This is a genomic window from Nonomuraea sp. NPDC048901, from assembly GCF_040649695.1.
GTDB lineage: Bacteria > Actinomycetota > Actinomycetes > Streptosporangiales > Streptosporangiaceae > Nonomuraea.
Genome location: NZ_JBEZFW010000014.1, coordinates 300,455 through 317,484 on the forward strand (window position 1 = coordinate 300,455; position 17,030 = coordinate 317,484).

The window sequence follows — 17,030 nt, forward strand, 5'->3', positions numbered from 1 at the left end:
CGCTTAGGACAGCGAGCAGGAGCTGTACTATCGACACCGACCTCCGCCTCCCGCCTTCACTTGGCCACCGCAGGACACGCCCAGTTCATGCCGTCCGGCATACGAACGGACAGCTCGCCCGTCACGACCGAGGCGTTGATGCTGATGAACAGGGTCTTCATGAGCGCGCCCAGCACCTCCGCCACGTCGATGCCGTCCTTGGCGATGAAGGCCAGCGGGCGGTCCCCCTGCATGGTGGCCACCTTGCACAGCACGTTCCTGCGCGCCTGGCCGAACCCGAAGGCGACGATCTGCGGCAGGACGTCGAGGTCGACGAGGCGATCCCGCGCCACCCGCCACACGCGCTCCGGTTGTGCCTCCGAGCCATAGAACGGGATGCCGTCGGTGAGAAAGAAGATCGCGGGCCGCTTGAGCCAGTGCGACCTGCTGAGCCGGCCACAATCCTCACGCAGCCGTTCGTAAAGGAACTGGAAGGCGGCCGCGTAATTCGTCTGCGCTCCTCGGTTGAAAGGCTGCAGGTCGGTGATGTCGTTGAACTGCGTCAACGGGAGCACCTCCTCCACCGAACTGTGAAAGCCGATGACGCTCATGAAAGCAGCGTCGGCGACTGAAGGCTTGCGCTGTATTTTGCCGATGAGTTGTGGCACCGCCTCCGCGAGTAGTTCGAGCGGTACCTGACGAGCGCCCACGTTGTGTTCCGGATGCCACATACTCTGCGAAACATCGCAAACCACGTAGAACGGAAACGCCCGTTGTCTTCCATCCCCGTCCAGCACCATCGCTCCTTGGTTTAATTAGCAGTCCAGCGATTCAGACGCGGAGAGCCTCATCACTTTGACGGGCTGATCCGGGACCTGGCGGTGGGCGTTCACCAGCTTCTCAAGAATTCGCAGGACTTGATCGTCGGCGCAGGTCAACTCCGGCCCGGGGTCGACGCTCTCGTACTTCGCCAGGTTCTGCTCCGCGCCCTGCCACTTGTCGGCCTTGGCCATCAGCGCTGACTCGCAGGCGTCAGCCAGGCCGGCGTATAAGGCGTGCAGGTTGCCCGGACGCCCTTCCCCGATCTTGCGAATACGCTCGCACGACATGGCGTTGAGGGCGTCGAACCGCTCCTTCTCCTTGTTGCCGGCAGGCTGAAAGAACGGCCATTCCACGATGGCCGGGTCCGCCGGAGGCGGGGACGCCGGGACAGCCGGCGTGGGGGAAGAAGTGATCGTGACGACCACCCTCGGCCCAGACGCCCGCGACGCCTCCAAGTTGGGAGCGCAGGAGAAGGACACGAATGCCAGGACAGCGGCCAGACTGAACCAGATGAAAGGTGTGTAGGAGCGGATCGCCGGGTTCCGCGAGTTCATCGGCCTTTCCTGCGTGTGCCAGCGCTCCCTGCGTACGCCGCAGCCCACGGCAGTCGAACTTTTCTCCCGTTTTCCGGTGCGGTGCATTCAGCCGCGCACAACTCATTCGGCGCCACTCGGTGTCCCTCCCGCAGATTCGTGCGGCAACTCGACGCCGCACGCCACCCCGCAACAATTGTAACTAACAATGCACAGCAAATAACACCCTGTGCGGGCGAAAATCTATGCACAGGGATCACGGAAAAGGGATTCGGCGGATTTCGGTCCGCATGCCTCACGACCCATTTTGTTGTCGTCGGGCCAACTGCTTCATGAAGCGCGCCGGGATCTTGATGCCGAAACACAGAAATGCTGGCGGGGCACGCGACCTGAATCAGGCACTGAGCTGGCGCTCCGCTATTCGAATGAGATCTTCGCTGCGATGTGTTCGTACTCGTTGTTGATCCATCGGAGGATCTGGTGACGCTCGCTCTCACACTTGGCCATGTTGATGGGGTCAAGCGGGCGAGTGAGCGGCGAATGAGTCAGGGATCGGCGTGCACGCGCAAAGGTGCCGTGCCGCGACCTTGAGGCTGCCCGACGTAATCGTACACGCCAGGGGGCCGTGAGAGGATCGGCAGCGTGTCGAATGACGTCCGGCAATTGTTGCACCTCGAACACATCGTCTCCGCCATCGCCGTCAACCTCATCCGGCTGGACAACTGGTGGAACGGCCATCCCCTGGAGCGCAAACGCACCAGCCACCTGGCCGACTCGAACCAGCCTTGACCGCCTGAAACGAGTTAGCCAGCAGAGTCCTTCACGGTCGCAGTGCTCGGCACGTGCTCCAACTCGTACACCACTCCCGTGGACGGAACTCCGGCCCAACGAGACCAACTTAAGCCGGAGATGACGGACCGGGGAATGCAGCGACGGATTGATGGCCCGGTGTCTGCGGATGCGCTTCGAGGCGTTCCGGCCGCCGTGGACCGCTTGTCGCCTCTTCGGGTCGTCAAGTGGCCGGAACGTGCGGTGGTCGCGCGGAAAGCCGATCCACCCCCGCGATCGCCCGCGCCCGGCGACAATGGGGAGACGCGAGAGCGCCGGGGAGCTCCCCACCCGAAGGAGGGACCATGGACGGGCCGGCTTTCATCACTGCGCTCATCAACGATCTCCAAGAGGTCCGGCGGCACCTGGGCGACGAGCTCTCCGCGGAGCTCGACCGGCTGCTCGAACAGCTGCGGCAAGCCGGCGACGACCGGGACGCGCTAGAAGAGCTCACCCTTGACATCGTCGAACTGGTGGAACCGGAGCTTCCCCCAGGACACCCGGTGCGCGAGGCGATAACCAGCGCGATGCGCTTCGACAACTCCGGCCCCCGGGAGTGGGACACAGCCCTTTCCCGGATCCGCGCCGTCGACCTGGCCGGGCCGTACCCCGGCCCGGAGCATCTGCTGGCGGAGATCCACACCTCCCTGCTGGCAGCGCCCGCCTACCGGCCGGACGACGTCCTCGACGGCCATGACCCCAATCTGGTCCGGCTCAGCGCCGGGGACGGGACGACTCGTGTCCCGGCCTTCCAGTTCGACGCGGACGGCCTGGCCATACCCGTGGTGCTGCTGATCAACCGGCTGCTGGACGTGGACGACGATCCATGGGGGGTGGCCGGCTGGTGGTTGTACGGCAACGCCTGGCTCGGCGCGGCCCCCGCCGAGCTGCTCGGCGCCGATCGCGACGACGATCTCGTCGCCGCCGCCCAGGCCGAGCTGGAGGGGTTCTGACGATGACCGCGAGCCTTCCTCCTGACATGTGCCCCGGCGTGGCGACGACGGACGTCCTCCCCCAGGGGACGCGGCTGTGGCGGGTCCACTCGGTGACTCGGGAGGCGCACGAGTTCAACCCCCTCCCGGCCAATCACAAGATCGGCGGAGGCCGATTCGACAGCACCTCACTGCGTTTCTACCCGTACCTCTACGCGGCGGCGGAGAAGTCGACGGCGCTGATGGAGACGATCGTCCGCAGCCTCCTGTTCGACAAGACCGGCGGCCGCGCCGTCGTCCGGGCGGTGATCAAGAAACTGCGCTTGTCCGCCATCGAGCTGACCAGGGATGTGCGCGTACTCATACTCGCCGACCAGCAGGATCTGAGTGGTATCTGCGCCACGGAATGGCTCGTGCACGCCGAGGCCGTCGACTACGACCTGACCCGGCGATGGGCGATGTGGGTGCACGGGCGCGACTGGCGCGAACAGGGCAGGGGCTGGCCGGGCGCGCCACAGGGCATGGTGTGGCAGGCCAAGAGGGATTCCCCCAGGCACGCCATGATGTTCTTCGGCGACCGATGCGCCGACGCGATCAAGACCGTACCCGGGGAGGGGTTCCTGCTCAGCGACAACGCCTGCTATGCCGAGCTCTCCAGGCTGCTGCTGCCGTACGGGGTTGCCGTCAATCCGCCGACCGGGGGTCACCGCCCCTGAGCCGTGAAGGCGGCCCAGATGGCGGGGTCGCCGAGGTTCTTCTCGGTCGCCAGCCGGCGCAGCCCTGAAGAGATCGTGTCAGGGATCTCCCGCTCTGGATCGAGCATCCACGCCTGGGTCCGCCGCAGGGCCTCCCCAGGCGCGCCGGGCGCCGTACCGAGGAAGTGGTGGAACATGGTCATCATCAGGGCTGTCCGGGGGTCGTCGTCGATCGCCCAGCGCGAGGCGACGACACCGGCCGCGCCAGCCGCGAGCAGGGCCGAGGCCAGTGTCAGCGCCTCGTCGTGGTCGTTCTCGGTCAGGTCACCGGTGCAGGCGCTGAGGACGATCAGCGGGCCGGTCCCGCCCGCCTCTTCGCGCGCGGCCCGCTCCAGGATGCGGTCGACGCTGAGCCGGCCGTCTTCGCCGTGCAGCAGGATGGCCGAGTCCTCGGCGGACGGAGCGGAGACTGCGTGGCAGCCGAGATGCAGCAACGACGCGGGCTCGGCGCCGCCGGGCAGGCGGGCCAGCACGGCTTCTGCGGTCGCCTCGCCCGTCGCGGTCAGGGAGCTGCGCCCTCGCCAGCGTCCCAGCCGTTCGGCCGCCGGATAGTGGAGCCGGGCGATCTCGTCGCATTCCGTGCGGCACCATGGCAGCCGGGTCTGCCCTGTGGGGTCGCTGACCAGAAGGGGTGCGGCGGCGGGATCGGCCGGGGTGCGGGCGAGCACGGCGCAGAGCTGCCGGGCCGAGGCGGCGTAGGTGACGGCGACCTGCTGGCAGGCGTACCTGCCCTCGACGGGCAGCCCGGCCGCGTGCCAGGGCACGAGGCCGAGCCTGCCCCAGGGGACCAGCACGACACGCTGGACGCGGCCCGGCCGCCGCACCTGCTCCAGCACCCGCTCCATGCCAGCCCGCCAGGCCCATTCGCACAGATCGAGCAGGGCGATTCGCCAGCGTCTCTTGGCCCTGCGCAGGTCCGTGCCGTTCCCGCGGAGGCAGCCGAGGAGTTCCATCAGCGCCAGCCGGTAGGAGTCGACCCGGCTTCGCGGCCCCGGGTCGAGGCCGGGCAGCTCCAGGCTGTCCACCCGGCCGTTCTCGCGCACCAGCACAGCGCGCCCCGGGCCCTCGGCCGTGCGGGGCAGCAGATGGATCAGCGCGTCGAAGCCGCCGCCCCGGAGGGCGGCCGCGATCGTGCCGACGCCGGGCGGGGCGACCAGGCCAGCCTCGTCGGCCCTGGCCAGGGCCAGGACCACCCGACGGCGGAGATCGTCCGGGATGCCGATCGCCGGCTGCGCATCCCGCCGGCCTCCGGTCGTACGATCGGCCCACTCGCGCGCGAGCGCCCCCTCTCCGGCCGCGTCGAGGAGCCTGCCCAGGCCGGACGCGGTGGCCGCGTGCAAGGCCGTCCCCCGGCCGAGCTCGAGTGCTTCCACGGTCTCGGCGGGCATGGCCGCTCTGATGGCCAGCTTCGCGTTGTTCAGCGCGTAGTCGCCCGCCTCGCGGGACGCGTCGAGCCCGCGCCCCACCGCGGTCTGCACCATGACCTCCGTCAGGCGGGCACGCTGTGCCCGCAGCCCGGCCCGTACGGCCCCGGCCAGGTCGCCCCGAGCCCGCAGCTGCTCGGCGTGCACCTCATGGCTGTACGTCTGGGCAAAGTGTCCGGGAAACTCGTCCAGTCGCCGGACGATCGCCTCGGCGCCGTCGGGGACTCCGCCGCGGGCGAGCCGGTGCAGGCCGTCCGCGAGGCTCATGATCACCTCCTTGCCGTGGATGAGTTCCGTACTTGCCTCGCCCGCGACTTTGATCATCCTGTCCAGGACGGCTCCGTCCACCGTCCCGGCGGCGAGGTGCCGGGACGCCGCGATGATCACCTCCATGGCGTCGCGGCCGGGGAGGTCGGCCGGTACGGTCGAGAGCGCGCGCTCCATGTCGGCGATGCCGCGTTCCAACCGATCTGTGCCGCGATCGCGCATCGCCCTGAGCATGAGGGCCGTCCCACGGGCCGCACGGAAGGCAGGTCCGTCCACGACATCGGGGGAATCCTCCTCGATCGTGGCGTACAGATCGAGGGCGGTGTCGAGATACTGCAGGTCCCCGTCCAGGCTGAAGCGGTCGGTCAGCACGGACGCGGCGAGGAGCAACAGCCATCCGCGATGTCGATGGCCGGCCGGGATGAGCTCGACGGCCCTGTTGAGGAGGCGGAGGGCGTCCTCGAAGTCGTCCCGGGCGGAGGAGTAGACCGCGCGCATGCCGCGGGCGGCGCCGGACGCGGCGTAGAGCTCGGCGTCCTCGGCGAGAGGATTCGCCGGATTGAGCGCGCCGGCGGCGGGCAAGCACTCGACGAGGTGATCGAGCTCGGCCCGGCTCGGGATCCGCCACCTGGTGTTCAGGACGGCGCGAGCCAGAGCGAGAGCCGTGGCACCGCGGAGCGGATGCCCTCTGGGCATCCCGCGGAACGCCTCCGCCAGCACCTCACGCGACTCTGCATACGCGTCCGCACCGCCGGGCAGCTCTCCCCGCTGGGTCAGCGTCTCGCCGAGGCGGGCCAGCGCGGCGGGCCGGAGCGGGTGCCCGTGCGGCAGCGCGGCGGCCTCCCGCAGTTTCCCGGCCCGCGCGTCGAGCTGCTCGGCGGTGGCCGGGAGCGAAGCGGCCTCGGTCTCGGTCTCAAGGAAGGCGACCATGGGGGCCGCCACCGCGCGGTCCTTCTCGGGCATGGCCGTGGCCGCGCTCTGGAGCGCGGCCACGGCCTCTTGAACCTCCCCGGTCGAACGGGCCGAGATCATGGTGGCGATCGCCGCCAGGCCGCGCATGCGCGGATCGCCGGTCGGCTCGGCGGCGCGGCCCAGATGCCGTCCGGCCTCCGCCAGAGTGCCCTCCGCGCCTTGCGCTCGTGCCCTGGCCCCGAGCTCGGCGGCCGCGGCGAGCCCCAGTCCCGTCAGATCCTCTGGCGTGTCTTCTGGCAGGCATTGCCGCAACAGCAGGAGGCCCAGGTCGGCGTGGCACTGTGCGACTCCCTGCGGTGCCTCTTCGGCCAGGGCCCGGCGCAGCCATCCGGCGGCGACGCCGCGGTCGGGCGCGGGCCCGCACGGACGGCCCGCCCGGCGGTCGTAGAGGCCGGCGATGGTCCTGGCCGCCTTCTGTCGTGCGGGCGCTTCCTCAAGGGTGTCGTAGCCGGCCTCCAGGAGGCCGATCGCGCGGTCCAGGGCCGGGCCATCCCCGCCGTGGTGGATGATGCGGTACGCCAGGACGTCGCCGAGCCGGGCCTCGACCTCGGCGCGCCCCGGGTCGTCCAGCGAGCCCAGGCCGAGCGCCTCTTCCAGGTGGTCGACCGCCCGATCCAGGTCCGTACGGTCCTGGGCCCGCTCCACCACGGACACGGCCAGCCAGTAGAGGACCACGGGTCGGACGGGCTCCTCGGGTCCGCAGAGGGCGTCTGCTCGCTCCAGCCAGCCGATCGCCTCGTCGCGATCGGCGATCCCGGGCGGTCGCGCGTCGGCGCGTAGCGCGAGGGCCAGAGCCAGGTCGAGCAGCTGTTGCGGCTGGTCCTGGCCACAACGCACGAGCACACTACGGAGCCGTTCCACGGCCTGATCGAGATCGGCCGGACCGGCGCGGCCGGTCCCGTGCCGGCACAACAGCAGGTCGGCGAGCGCCGACTCCTCCTCCCACGTCGGATCGGGAGCTTCGGACAGCAGGTGGATGGCCTCGTCGGCGCCGTCCGGAACGTCCGGATCACCGATGAGCATGGCGACCATCTCGGTCCGCCACTCGTCCTCCCAGCCCTCGGCGCGCGCGTCCTCCCGCCGTCGCCGCCAGGCGATGATCTGCCCGGCCCGGTCATCGTTCATCGAAGCCGCCTTTCAGCGCGGGGAGCCGCCGGGCGCGTCCCGGACGGCCGAGGTCACTTGCCCTGATGGGTGAACGCCGCCCAGATGCGGATGTCGGTGAAATCGAGCCCCGCCGTCAGCCTGCGCAGCCGCTCGCCGATCCCGGCAGGCAGTTCCCGGGCGGGGTCGAGCATCCACAGCCGTGTCTCGTGCAGGGCGAGGGCGGGGTCCTCGGGAGTCCGGCGGAGGTGATGGTGGAACATCGCCATCATCACCGCGGTCCGCGGGTCGTCCGCCACCAGCCAGCGCGAGCCGACGACACCTGCCGCGACCGTCGCGAGCAGGGCGGTCGACAGCGTAAGGGCCTCGTCGAAGCTCTCCCGGGCGACGTCCGACAGGCAGGCGGTCAGGACCACCACCGCGCCCGGCCGCGCCGTCGTGCGGGTGAAGCGGAGTATGTCGTTGATCGTCAGCTTCTCCCCGGCGTCCGAGCCGCCTCTTCCGGCGAGATACAAGTAGGAGTCCGCGGCCCACGTAGCGGAGTAGGCGTGCCCGCTGTAATGGAGCATGGACGCCTCGAACAGCACCGCCATCAGCTCGGGAACCGTCGCGGGGCGCGCCTCCTCATGCCGCCACCTCCCCAGCCGCGCCGCGTCCGGATACCACAGGCGACCGATCTCCGCGCACTCCCTCCGGCTGTTCGGCATGAGGTCCCCCACCGAATCGGCCACGATGACGGGACGTGAGAGAAGCGGCCGATACGTCCGGCCGACGGCCTCGATCAGCTGGCGTCCGGAGGTGGCGTACGAGATGACCGCCCGCTGGCACACGCGCGTGTCTCCGAGCCGGGCCGCGTGCCATGGGACGAGGCCGCCGAGCTCCCAGGGCACCAGGACCAGCCTGGGTGAGCCGGATCCGGTGCCGAGCCCAGACAGCACCGGCCCCATGACAGCGGGCCCGGCCCAGTCGCACACCTGCGTGAGCGCCAGCGACCAGTCCTGCTTCGCCTCCTTCTCCGCGGGCGTGCGATAGGCGGCGAGCAAGTCGTCGTGCGCCGTCGCGTAGCGCTTGATCGGGCCGTCCGCGCGCAGCTCCGGCAACGGGATCACGGCAACCGTCTCGTCGGAGCGTACGAGCACCGCCGCGCCCCCGGCGTCCGTGGCGCCCGGCAGCAGGTAGACGAGCGCGTCCGCGTGGGCGGATCGCAGCCCCGCGCCGATCTCGCCCACCGTCGCCGGGCGCTGCAGCGGAGAGTCGCTCAACGCCGCGAACGCCCGGGCCCGCACCTCGGGCCTGACGTCGTCCGCCGACTCCCACGCGCTGGCGAGGTCGTGCCGGCCCACGTCCCGCAGCAGCTCGGGAACGCTCCGAACCGAGATCGCGGCCTGCAGGACCAGCCCGCGGCCCAGCTCCAGCGCCTCGATGAGGGCGTCCGTACGGCCGTCCGCGATGCACCACCCGGCAACCCGCATGGCCTCGCCGCTGCCGGCCTTGGACATCGCGAGCATGCGCTCCGTGCCGCTCTGCAGCTGCACCTCGCGCAGCCGGGCCCGCAGCGATTCGAGGGCGCGATCGATGGCAGGACCGTCGCCGCCGCTCCTGCGCCGGTGCGTCTCCGACAGGTCCGCCAAGATCTGCGCCGCCAGGGCCGCGCCCGGGTTCGAGCTCCGCTCGGCGGCGGCCTCCTCCAGCTTGGCGATCGCCTCGTCCAGATCCTCCGGAGCGCCGCCGAGCCCGTGCCGGAACGCCAGCGCCTTGCCCAGGATCGCCGCGTTCGACGTGAGGCCGCCGATGTGCGACTCGGGACCGGCCAGGACGCGGCGCACCAGGTCGATGCCGCGAGACAGCTCGCCGTCGTCGCGGCTCCAGACGCCTCTCATGATGGCCGTCGCTGCGCGCTGCCCGTTGTCCGGCTTCTCCCGGGGGGCCCCGGGCGCACGATCCGCACCGGTCGCGAGCGCCAGGGCCGCGTCCACCCCGGCGGCGTCGTTGGCGACCGCGCTCGCGAGCGCGGCGAAGAAGCCGGCCTCCCGCGGAAAGCCCTCCGCGGTCAGCACCTTCAGCCGCTCCGCCGCCTCGACCGCGGCCGCGCGGTCACGGCGGGCCACCGCCTGCATGACATCGACGACGGCCGCCATGCCTCCCACCGGATCGTCGCCCGATCGGGCCCATCCGGGCAGGGCTCGCAGCTCCTGGACGCAGCGCTGTGCCAGGCCCAGGTATTCGAGATTCTGCGTGGCGAGGTACCGCTCGACGAAGAGCGGCTGCGCGACCATCAGGAACAGGACCCGGGCGGGGTCCCCCGCCACGACGTCGGCCATCGCGTCCGTGACGCGCTCCGCGGTCCTGGTCAGAACGGCGGGCATGCCGTCCCGCCACCCGAGAGCGAGCTCCAGTGCGACCAGTTCGAGAGGGCCTGAGCGGCCCTTCATGAGCGCGGCGACCCGGTCGAGGTCCACCGCCGCCTGATCGAAGACCCGCATGGTGATCATGGCGTTGATCAGCCGGATGACGGTACACCTCCAAAGAGGGTGCCCTGGGTCCAGCCCTTCCAGCGCGTCGTGGAACGCGGCGACGCCCCGGCGGCACATGTCCTCGTCACCGAGGTCCACACCTCGTGAGATCAGCGTGACGCCCAGGAAGGTCTGGGCGGCCGAACGCATCTGATGACGCGCCGCCGGCGAGCTCAGATAGGTCTCCAGGTGCCGGATGAACCGGTCCTCGCCGGGCGGCACGCCGGGACCCGGCCCGGCGTGCAGCAGCTCGACCAGCCCGATCAGCCGCGGCCCCAGTGGGTGGTCCGGCGACAGTGCGGCAAGGGCCCGCTCCAGCACGCCGATCGCCGGATGGCCCGGGCCCGCCGCTGTCGCGAGCGACAAGGCACCGAGCACGACCGCCGACTCGGCGTCGCCTTGGTCCAAGGCGACGGCGAGGACGAGGTGCCGGACGGCCTCGTCGAGGTCCGCGCTCCGGGTCGCGGTCTGCCCCGACTGGAGCGCGAGAACGATGTCGTGTTCGTCGGGGGCCTCCGGCAGCCCGATCCCGCTGCGCCACATCAGGAGCACACCGAGCACGGCATGGCATTCGGCCTCGGTGGGCGACGACTGCCGGCCCGTGAGCCGGGACTCGGTGATCAGGCGGGAGGCCGTCTCGATGGCGGCGTCGAGGTCGGCCGATGATCCGTCCGGTCCCTGGTAGCGGTTGCCCAATGCGAGCGTGAGCTCCCAACCGGCCTCGGCGGCGACCGCGCCCTCCGACGCCGACCACACCCCGGCGAGGATCTCCATGCCCTTCGTCTCCTCACCGAGCCGGAGATAGACGTGCCCCGCCTGGACGGCGGCCTCCGGCTCGGTGGGAACCTGCTTCATCAACGTGTCGAGGAGGCCGATCGCCTCCTCGCGGTCGTCGCTCTCGCCGAGGACGGCGGAACGGGTCGCCAGCACGTCGGCGAGCCGGAGGCGCATCCACCACAGGGTTTCGGCGAGGCTCCCCTCGGCCATGCGCAGCCGCTCCACGGCCGGGTCGAGATCGCCGGTGGTCTGCTGGTGCTCGAACCGGGTCATCAGCAACTGGCCGAGCGAGAAGTGCTCGTCCCAGCCGAATCCGGTCCCCTCCTGGGCGGTGTCGTCCGCCCGGAAGAGCATCGCGATCGCGCCGTCCAGGTCTTCCGCACCGCCCAGCAGCTCCCAGCGGGCCTGCCGGACCTGGCCGAGCAGCAGCCACGTCTCGGCCCCCGGCGCCCGGTCCACCAGCCACCGGGCGTCGTCGAGCGCCTCGTCGAGCCGGGCCTGGACGTCGTCGTCCGGCTCGCCGGCCGCGTAGCGCCGGAGCACCTCGCGCAGGCGCCGCTGCCGTTCGTCGTTCATGGTTTCCTCGTGTCCTCCGTACGTCATTGCACGGGGAGCAGGGCGCGTGCCTGCTCATAGGCCTCGTCATGGACGGCGAGGGCGATCTTCAAGGCGGCCTTGACGTCGGCAAGCCGCTGGTCGAACTCGTCGAGTGCGGTGTTCGCGTGGTCCAGCCCCGATCCGTTGTGCGATGGGTCGGCGCCGATGCCCTCCAGCAGCCGCCGCTGGGCCAGCCGGTAGGCCTCGATGGAGGGCAGCCGCCGCTCGCACTGCTCCCTGAGAGCGGCGAAACCCTCGACGGCCTCGCCGAGTTCGGCGCCGAGCCGGTCGAGCCGAGTGCGTTCGGTCGCAAGGCTCCTTCTGGCCTCGGCGAGGTCGCGGCCGGTCTGCTCCGCCTCCGTGAGCGTCTCGGCGGTCTCTTCGCCGACCTTCGCGAGCTGTGCCTTGGTCAGGGTGACCACGGCCGCGGCCGATGCGGCGAGTTCCCGCTCGGCGGTGCTCACCGCCGTCAGCTCTTCGTACCGGTCGGTCAGCCGCGCCCGCTGGGCCTTCAGGTCGTGGAGCTCCCCGGCGAGATCCTGCAGCCGCAGCAGGTCGGTCAGCTCGGCGGCCAGCCGCTCGTGTTCCGCCTCGGCGGCCCGCAGCTCCTCGAGGACGGGTCGGAGTCGTTGCAGCACCTCGTGGTCGGCCTCGATGCGCCGTTGCAGCCGGCGCAGGTCGTCGAGACGGGAGAGCACGCGCTCACGGGTGGGCGGTCCGGCCGCCGCGGTCTCGACCAGGTCGAGGACCCGGTTCAGCAGGGCGGGCACGCCGTCCAGGGAGGCCGCCAGGTCCGTGACGAAGGCGAAGGCGACGGCGTCGTCCGCCGGGCCGATCTCGGTGGCCTGCCGGGAGACGTTCGCCACTGTCGCCTTGAGGTCGGCGAGGGGATCGTTCATGTCTGTCTCTCCACCGGGATCAGGATCGGGTCGGCCGCTTCGTTGTCGAACAGCAGGCCGATCGGCGCACCTCGTACGCCGACTCTGTACTGGCCTGGCGGGAGCCCGGCCAGGCTGACTCGGCACCGCTCGCCTGCGACGACGAGCGGCAGGCGATCCGGCAGCGCCGGTTTCGCCGTGGGCGTCCCTCCGTTGCTCAGGACGAGGGGACCATCGTCCAGCTGGGCGAACTCTCCCAGCCCGGTGGGCAGGGGCACCGCGATCTCCTCCAGCAGTCCGGCTCTCGTCCGGTGCAGCGGAAGCGCGACCTGCTCGTGCGGCATCGCGGCCACCCTGGTGCGGCCCTCCGCCACATCGCAGGCGCCACGCGCGATCGCCACCACATCGAGCGTGCGGGGTTCGCGGCCGGCAGCGTCCGCTATGGCCTGCCGGACCAGCGGAAAGTCCGCGAACCCTCCGATGAGGAGGATCTCGGCGCCGGGGCAGGAGGGCAGCAGCGTCTTGATCCGCTCGGCGAAGGCCGTGAACGTGTCGAGCACCAGGCCCGCGGTGACCCCTGCCGCCACCGCCTCGTCACGCACGAAGTCGTGCCTCATCGCCTGCTGGATCACGGTCGCGAGCCGGCCGCCGGGCTGGCGCAACGCTCTGCCCATCTCGGCCCGCGTTTCCGGGGCCCCGGCGGCGGTCACCGCCTCGACGAAGGCCCACCGGCCCAGCTTCGGCTCGTTCATGACGCTGACGGGCCGGATCAGCCCGTCGCCGGCGTCGGCCAGCACGACGGTGAAGCCTCTCTCCCCCGCGTCGCAGACCAGCCGCGGGCCCTCTGCCGTGCCTGGTCCGATGATCGCCGAGACCGCGGCCGCGGTCCTCGGCACCGGGTGCACGGGCCCCAGCGGCACCAGTGCTCGATGGAGCAGTTCCTCCTCGATCACCCCCATCCCGCCCGTGAGCAGGACGATCCGGCCGTGCGCCGGCGGCCGCAGCGCGTCGTCCAGAGCCCAGGAGCCGGTCGCCTCCGGAACGGGCCGCACCGTGAACGACTCTCCGCTCGCCTCGGTGCGGCCGCCGTCGGTGTCGAGCACCATCGTCATCGGCGCCACAGCCTGCGTCCTCTCTCTCCGGCGAAGTCCTTGATCCGTTGCGCGGTCTCCTTCAGCTCCTCCCTGGCCTCCTCGCTCAGCACGTGGCCGTTCGGCGGGTCATCCGGCACGACGCATGCGAGGAGATCGAGATGGAAGCCCATCTCACGGAGCAGCCGACGGGTGACCTCCGTCCGCAGCGCGGCCCCGAAGGCGTCCTCTGCCGTGTACGCCCTCAGCAGGTCGCGGACCCACTCGTCCATCCGGCCGGGGTGGGCGAGGGTGGGCGGGCGCCGCAGGCGGATCTCGGCGAGCAGCGACAGCAGCCCCTCGACGGTCGGACGCCATCCGGAACCGCGAAGCGCCTTATAAGCCTGGCCGGCCGTGTTGCCGGCGCGATACCCGTCGGCGCACAACACCGCCACATGCCTCGGGTCGGCGTTCCGGTGCAGCGCCCGGAGCGCGATCAGCGGCGCCTCCGTCCGCAGCGACGGGTGCTCGCGGAGGGCGGCCGCCCACCAGTCCGCGTATTCCGGGTTCGCGTCAAGGGAGGGATCCAGGGCGCGCCCGGCTACGACCGCGCCTACGAGGCGGACATCGCCGGGCCCTCCGTCCCGGCCGACGGCCGCCGACAGGCTGAGGACCAGCGCGGCCGAGTCCGGCTCGGCGGGCCAGGCCCAGGTCCCCAGCTGCTGGGCCAGGCCGTCGAGGACACGGGTGCGCAGAGGCGACGACAGCCGCAGGACCTCCAGGAACCCGCCCCGGTAGGCTGCCCGGTCCCCACCCGCGGCGACGCGGAAATGCCGCAGCCCGCTCCGCAACGCGAGCAGCAACGCGTCGATCATGCCTTGCTCGGTGGCACCCGGCTGATCCAAGTCGGCCAGCCGACTGCTCCAGAAGGCGGCGTCGACCCGGGCCCGGCCGGCCAGCCAGCCGGCGAACGCGGGCAGCACCAGCCCCAGCCGCTCGTACACGGCGGCGACGCGCAGGAAGTCGTACAGGCAGTTCGTCCCGTAGGCCGCCAGCTGATCGAGGTCGCGATCGCTGATCGGCACGACGGAACCGGCGAGGATCGCGTCGAAGCAGCGCATCTCGGCGGGTAGGCGCGTCTTCAGCCGCTCCACCAGCGTGGACACGTCCTCCGGCCGGTCCAGGAACTCCGTGATCAGTGCGAACGTCAGGGGGACGTCGCGCACGAGAACCTCGAAGGTCTGGGCGTGGTCGACGTCGAGCCGCCGCTTGACCTGCGCCGCGGCGACGGCCAGGTTGCGCGCGTTCACCGTGGCGCCGCCGCGTTCGAGCACCGTCGCCAGGTATCGATCGCCGAAACCCAAGGTCTCGGCCGCGGCGACATACGCTGACACGTCGCGATCGGGGTCCGGTCCCCACAGCGCGGTCGCGCCCACGCGCGCCAGACGGTCGAACGGCGTGCTATGAACGGCGGCCACCTCGTTCCAGAGGCGCGTGATCACGGGGAGGTCCGCGCGGTCCGCGGCATCGATCAGCTCGCCGAAAACGGTCACCCGGTCCTCCGGCGACTCCAGCAGCCGCCACTTCTCGGCGGTGAACATGCGCCGCAGGTCCGCGTGGGCCGCCCGCCCCTGCCGGGCCGCTTTCAGCACCCGGCGATGCCAGTCGAGCTCGTCCAGAAGTCGGATGGCGTCCTCAGGCTCGTTGACCGGGCCGGTCATCAGGCGCAGATGGCCGATGACCCGGGCGACCGCTTCTTCCCCCACGCCCTCGCCGGTCAGCTCGCGTAGCCGCTGCAGATAGGTCCCGGCGATGTCGGCGCCCTCAGGGGGAGCCGCCGGGACGAGCCAGTCGAGCTCGAAGGAGTCCGCCCGGTTGTGCCGGGCGAAGGCGAGCTTGACATGCTTGCTCCCGCCCTCGTGCCAGGTGCCGGCGCTGTACGTGGTCCGCGCCCCGTACGGCAGCAACGCGGCGACCGCGTCCAGGAACGCCAGCCGCTCCTGCAGGCGCAGCTCCGGGCAGCGCGTGACGGTGACCGCCCCCTCCAGCGACATCGCGGCGGCCGTCGCGACCCGGGCGAACCCGAGTTCCGCGATCGACCGGGCCTGCTCGGCCGCCTTCGTCGCGGACAGCTCGATCCGCATCGGGGTTCCCACCGGCGGCAGCGGCGCACCACGGAGGGCGTGGTAAAGGTCCTGGTAGGAGATCGCCTCCGCGCACAGCGCCTGGTACGGCACGGCGAAGTACCGGCTGTGCGCGATGGGCCGGCCCGCGCCATCGGGGTCGTTCGACCACTCCTGCATGGTCAGGCCCACATAGGTGACCTCGCCGTCCCCCACCTCGCTGATCGCCACCCACGGCAACGATCCCGGGGAATCGCGATCCGCCGGTGGGTTGCCCAGCGAGAACCGCGCGAGGATCAGCATGAGGTCGCCGTCGGTGAACCTGGACCCGCCCGACGCCATGATCGTGTAGTCCTCGTGACTGTCGCGGGGCTTCCCGTGCAACGCCCAGCCGACCCGCACCTGTGTCATGTCAGCTCCTCGGGAGCGTGGCCGTGGCGAGCCACACCAGCGGCTCGAGAACGTTGATCGGGTGGACCCCGCCGAGGATGCGCGTGGTGTCGCCTTCGGGGCCGGTCTCCTCGACGACGTTCCAGGGCTGGGCGGGCTGGAACCGCCGTACCTTGGGGTCGAGGTAGAAGCCGACCGCGGAGGTCATGAAATACCGCGTGCGATCCGGGCTGAAGGACGTCCTGATGCCCTTGTCCAGCAGGATGGCGCTGTTCTGCACGTCGGACGCGCACAGGAGGGAGAACAGCTCCGCGGCCAGCGCGTCCGGCACCGTCGGGAACCCCTCGTCCTTGGTGGTGTTGTCCGTGTAGCCGAGCCGGTGCGCGGGTTCGTAGACGTAGGGGTGGTCGAACTTGGTGATGCAGACGGCGAGGTGGTGGGGCAGGAACCGGTCGCGGCTGCGGCCCGCGGCCCGCTGGGCCAGCTGCATCACGGTCCGCTGGAAGTAGTCGTAGGAGTCCCGCCGGCTCCGCTCGCGGGTGGGGTCGAAGAGGTAGATGAGCCCGTCACAGGACGCGAGATGGTCGATCAGGCGCTCCTCTTCGGACCGGTCCTTCGGGCCGTCGCCCGCGTCGGTTCCGTCGTCGCCGCCGAACTGGACCCGGCCCGACAGCCCCGCCTTCGGCCCACCGCTGTCGCCCCGGTACATGCCCCCGGGTGCGTCGAGCAGGTCGAGCATGATGGCCGTGACCTCTCGTTCGGTACGGGTCAGCCCGAGCCTGGTCTTGCGGCGTACCTCCCGCTCGCCGCGGAACACCCATTGGAGGTTCGGCGGCAGCCGCAGCGTCGCGGCCGGGAACTGCTGCAACGTGATCAGCTGATGGGTCATGTCGGTGAGGAAGTCCGTCGAGGCGTCGTCGCTGCCGTGCAGCCACCAGTCGGACTCCCCGTGGTCGACGGCCACGCGCAGTGCGGCGAGAAAGGTCGTCTTGCCGCTCTGGGGAGCGCCCCAAAGGCCGATGCGTCCCTGGAACGGGGCCCGCGGTTCCGGGCCTGGAAGGCTCAT

Annotated in this window: 11 protein-coding genes; 3 read left to right on the top strand and 8 right to left on the bottom strand. The window is 71.0% G+C overall.

The features are described 5' to 3' along the window. Nucleotides 1–56: 56 nt before the first annotated feature. Both AB0C30_RS40105 and AB0C30_RS40110 read right to left on the bottom strand, forming a co-directional pair. The gene (locus tag AB0C30_RS40105; RefSeq protein WP_357953891.1) at nt 57–779 is read right to left on the bottom strand and encodes a vWA domain-containing protein; all 723 of its coding nucleotides are present in this window, start codon (nt 777–779) and stop codon (nt 57–59) included. A gap of 15 nt (nt 780–794) precedes the next feature. Next, complete coding sequence (locus AB0C30_RS40110) at nt 795–1,154, bottom strand: hypothetical protein (protein ID WP_357953893.1); 360 nt, start codon at nt 1,152–1,154, stop codon at nt 795–797. Between the two features lie 822 nt (nt 1,155–1,976). Here AB0C30_RS40110 and AB0C30_RS40115 point away from each other — a divergent pair. The 3 genes from AB0C30_RS40115 to AB0C30_RS40125 all read left to right on the top strand — a co-directional run bounded on the left by AB0C30_RS40115 (nt 1,977) and on the right by AB0C30_RS40125 (nt 3,810). Further along, nucleotides 1,977–2,123, top strand: a complete 147-nt coding sequence (locus AB0C30_RS40115; RefSeq protein ID WP_357953895.1) for a hypothetical protein — start codon at nt 1,977–1,979, stop codon at nt 2,121–2,123. Nucleotides 2,124–2,467: 344 nt separating this feature from the next. Beyond that, nucleotides 2,468–3,115: a hypothetical protein gene (locus AB0C30_RS40120; RefSeq protein WP_357953897.1), complete on the top strand. Its 648-nt coding sequence runs from the start codon at nt 2,468–2,470 to the stop codon at nt 3,113–3,115. A 2-nt stretch (nt 3,116–3,117) separates the two neighbouring features. Further along, nucleotides 3,118–3,810: an RES family NAD+ phosphorylase gene (locus AB0C30_RS40125; protein WP_357953899.1), complete on the top strand. Its 693-nt coding sequence runs from the start codon at nt 3,118–3,120 to the stop codon at nt 3,808–3,810. On the opposite strand, the gene AB0C30_RS40130 is transcribed toward AB0C30_RS40125, so the two are convergent. From AB0C30_RS40130 to AB0C30_RS40155, 6 genes are read right to left on the bottom strand one after another with little or no spacing between them, the layout of a single operon-like run. Then, nucleotides 3,798–7,637 (bottom strand): CHAT domain-containing protein, encoded by a 3,840-nt coding sequence (locus AB0C30_RS40130; protein ID WP_357953901.1) that lies wholly within the window; start codon nt 7,635–7,637, stop codon nt 3,798–3,800. The genes AB0C30_RS40125 and AB0C30_RS40130 overlap by 13 nt on opposite strands. Nucleotides 7,638–7,690: 53 nt before the next feature. Continuing rightward, complete coding sequence (locus AB0C30_RS40135) at nt 7,691–11,482, bottom strand: CHAT domain-containing protein (protein ID WP_357953903.1); 3,792 nt, start codon at nt 11,480–11,482, stop codon at nt 7,691–7,693. A gap of 23 nt (nt 11,483–11,505) precedes the next feature. Next, the gene (locus tag AB0C30_RS40140) at nt 11,506–12,402 is read right to left on the bottom strand and encodes a hypothetical protein (RefSeq protein ID WP_357953905.1); all 897 of its coding nucleotides are present in this window, start codon (nt 12,400–12,402) and stop codon (nt 11,506–11,508) included. Continuing rightward, nucleotides 12,399–13,502 (bottom strand): hypothetical protein, encoded by a 1,104-nt coding sequence (locus tag AB0C30_RS40145; protein ID WP_357953907.1) that lies wholly within the window; start codon nt 13,500–13,502, stop codon nt 12,399–12,401. Before AB0C30_RS40145 ends, AB0C30_RS40140 begins: the two co-directional genes overlap by 4 nt. Continuing rightward, the gene (locus AB0C30_RS40150; RefSeq protein WP_357953909.1) at nt 13,490–15,985 is read right to left on the bottom strand and encodes a hypothetical protein; all 2,496 of its coding nucleotides are present in this window, start codon (nt 15,983–15,985) and stop codon (nt 13,490–13,492) included. The genes AB0C30_RS40145 and AB0C30_RS40150 overlap by 13 nt, the downstream gene beginning before the upstream one ends. Nucleotide 15,986: 1 nt before the next feature. After that, nucleotides 15,987–17,030: a hypothetical protein gene (locus AB0C30_RS40155; protein ID WP_357953911.1), complete on the bottom strand. Its 1,044-nt coding sequence runs from the start codon at nt 17,028–17,030 to the stop codon at nt 15,987–15,989.

Coding starts and splice junctions, on each gene's coding strand:
- AB0C30_RS40130 (WP_357953901.1), bottom strand. CDS start 7,637: ATGAACGATGACCGGGCCGGGCAGATCATCGCCTGGCGGCGACGGCGG.
- AB0C30_RS40155 (WP_357953911.1), bottom strand. CDS start 17,030: ATGAGCCTTCCAGGCCCGGAACCGCGGGCCCCGTTCCAGGGACGCATC.
- AB0C30_RS40120 (WP_357953897.1), top strand. CDS start 2,468: ATGGACGGGCCGGCTTTCATCACTGCGCTCATCAACGATCTCCAAGAG.
- AB0C30_RS40135 (WP_357953903.1), bottom strand. CDS start 11,482: ATGAACGACGAACGGCAGCGGCGCCTGCGCGAGGTGCTCCGGCGCTAC.
- AB0C30_RS40105 (WP_357953891.1), bottom strand. CDS start 779: ATGGTGCTGGACGGGGATGGAAGACAACGGGCGTTTCCGTTCTACGTG.
- AB0C30_RS40125 (WP_357953899.1), top strand. CDS start 3,118: ATGACCGCGAGCCTTCCTCCTGACATGTGCCCCGGCGTGGCGACGACG.
- AB0C30_RS40150 (WP_357953909.1), bottom strand. CDS start 15,985: ATGACACAGGTGCGGGTCGGCTGGGCGTTGCACGGGAAGCCCCGCGAC.
- AB0C30_RS40140 (WP_357953905.1), bottom strand. CDS start 12,402: ATGAACGATCCCCTCGCCGACCTCAAGGCGACAGTGGCGAACGTCTCC.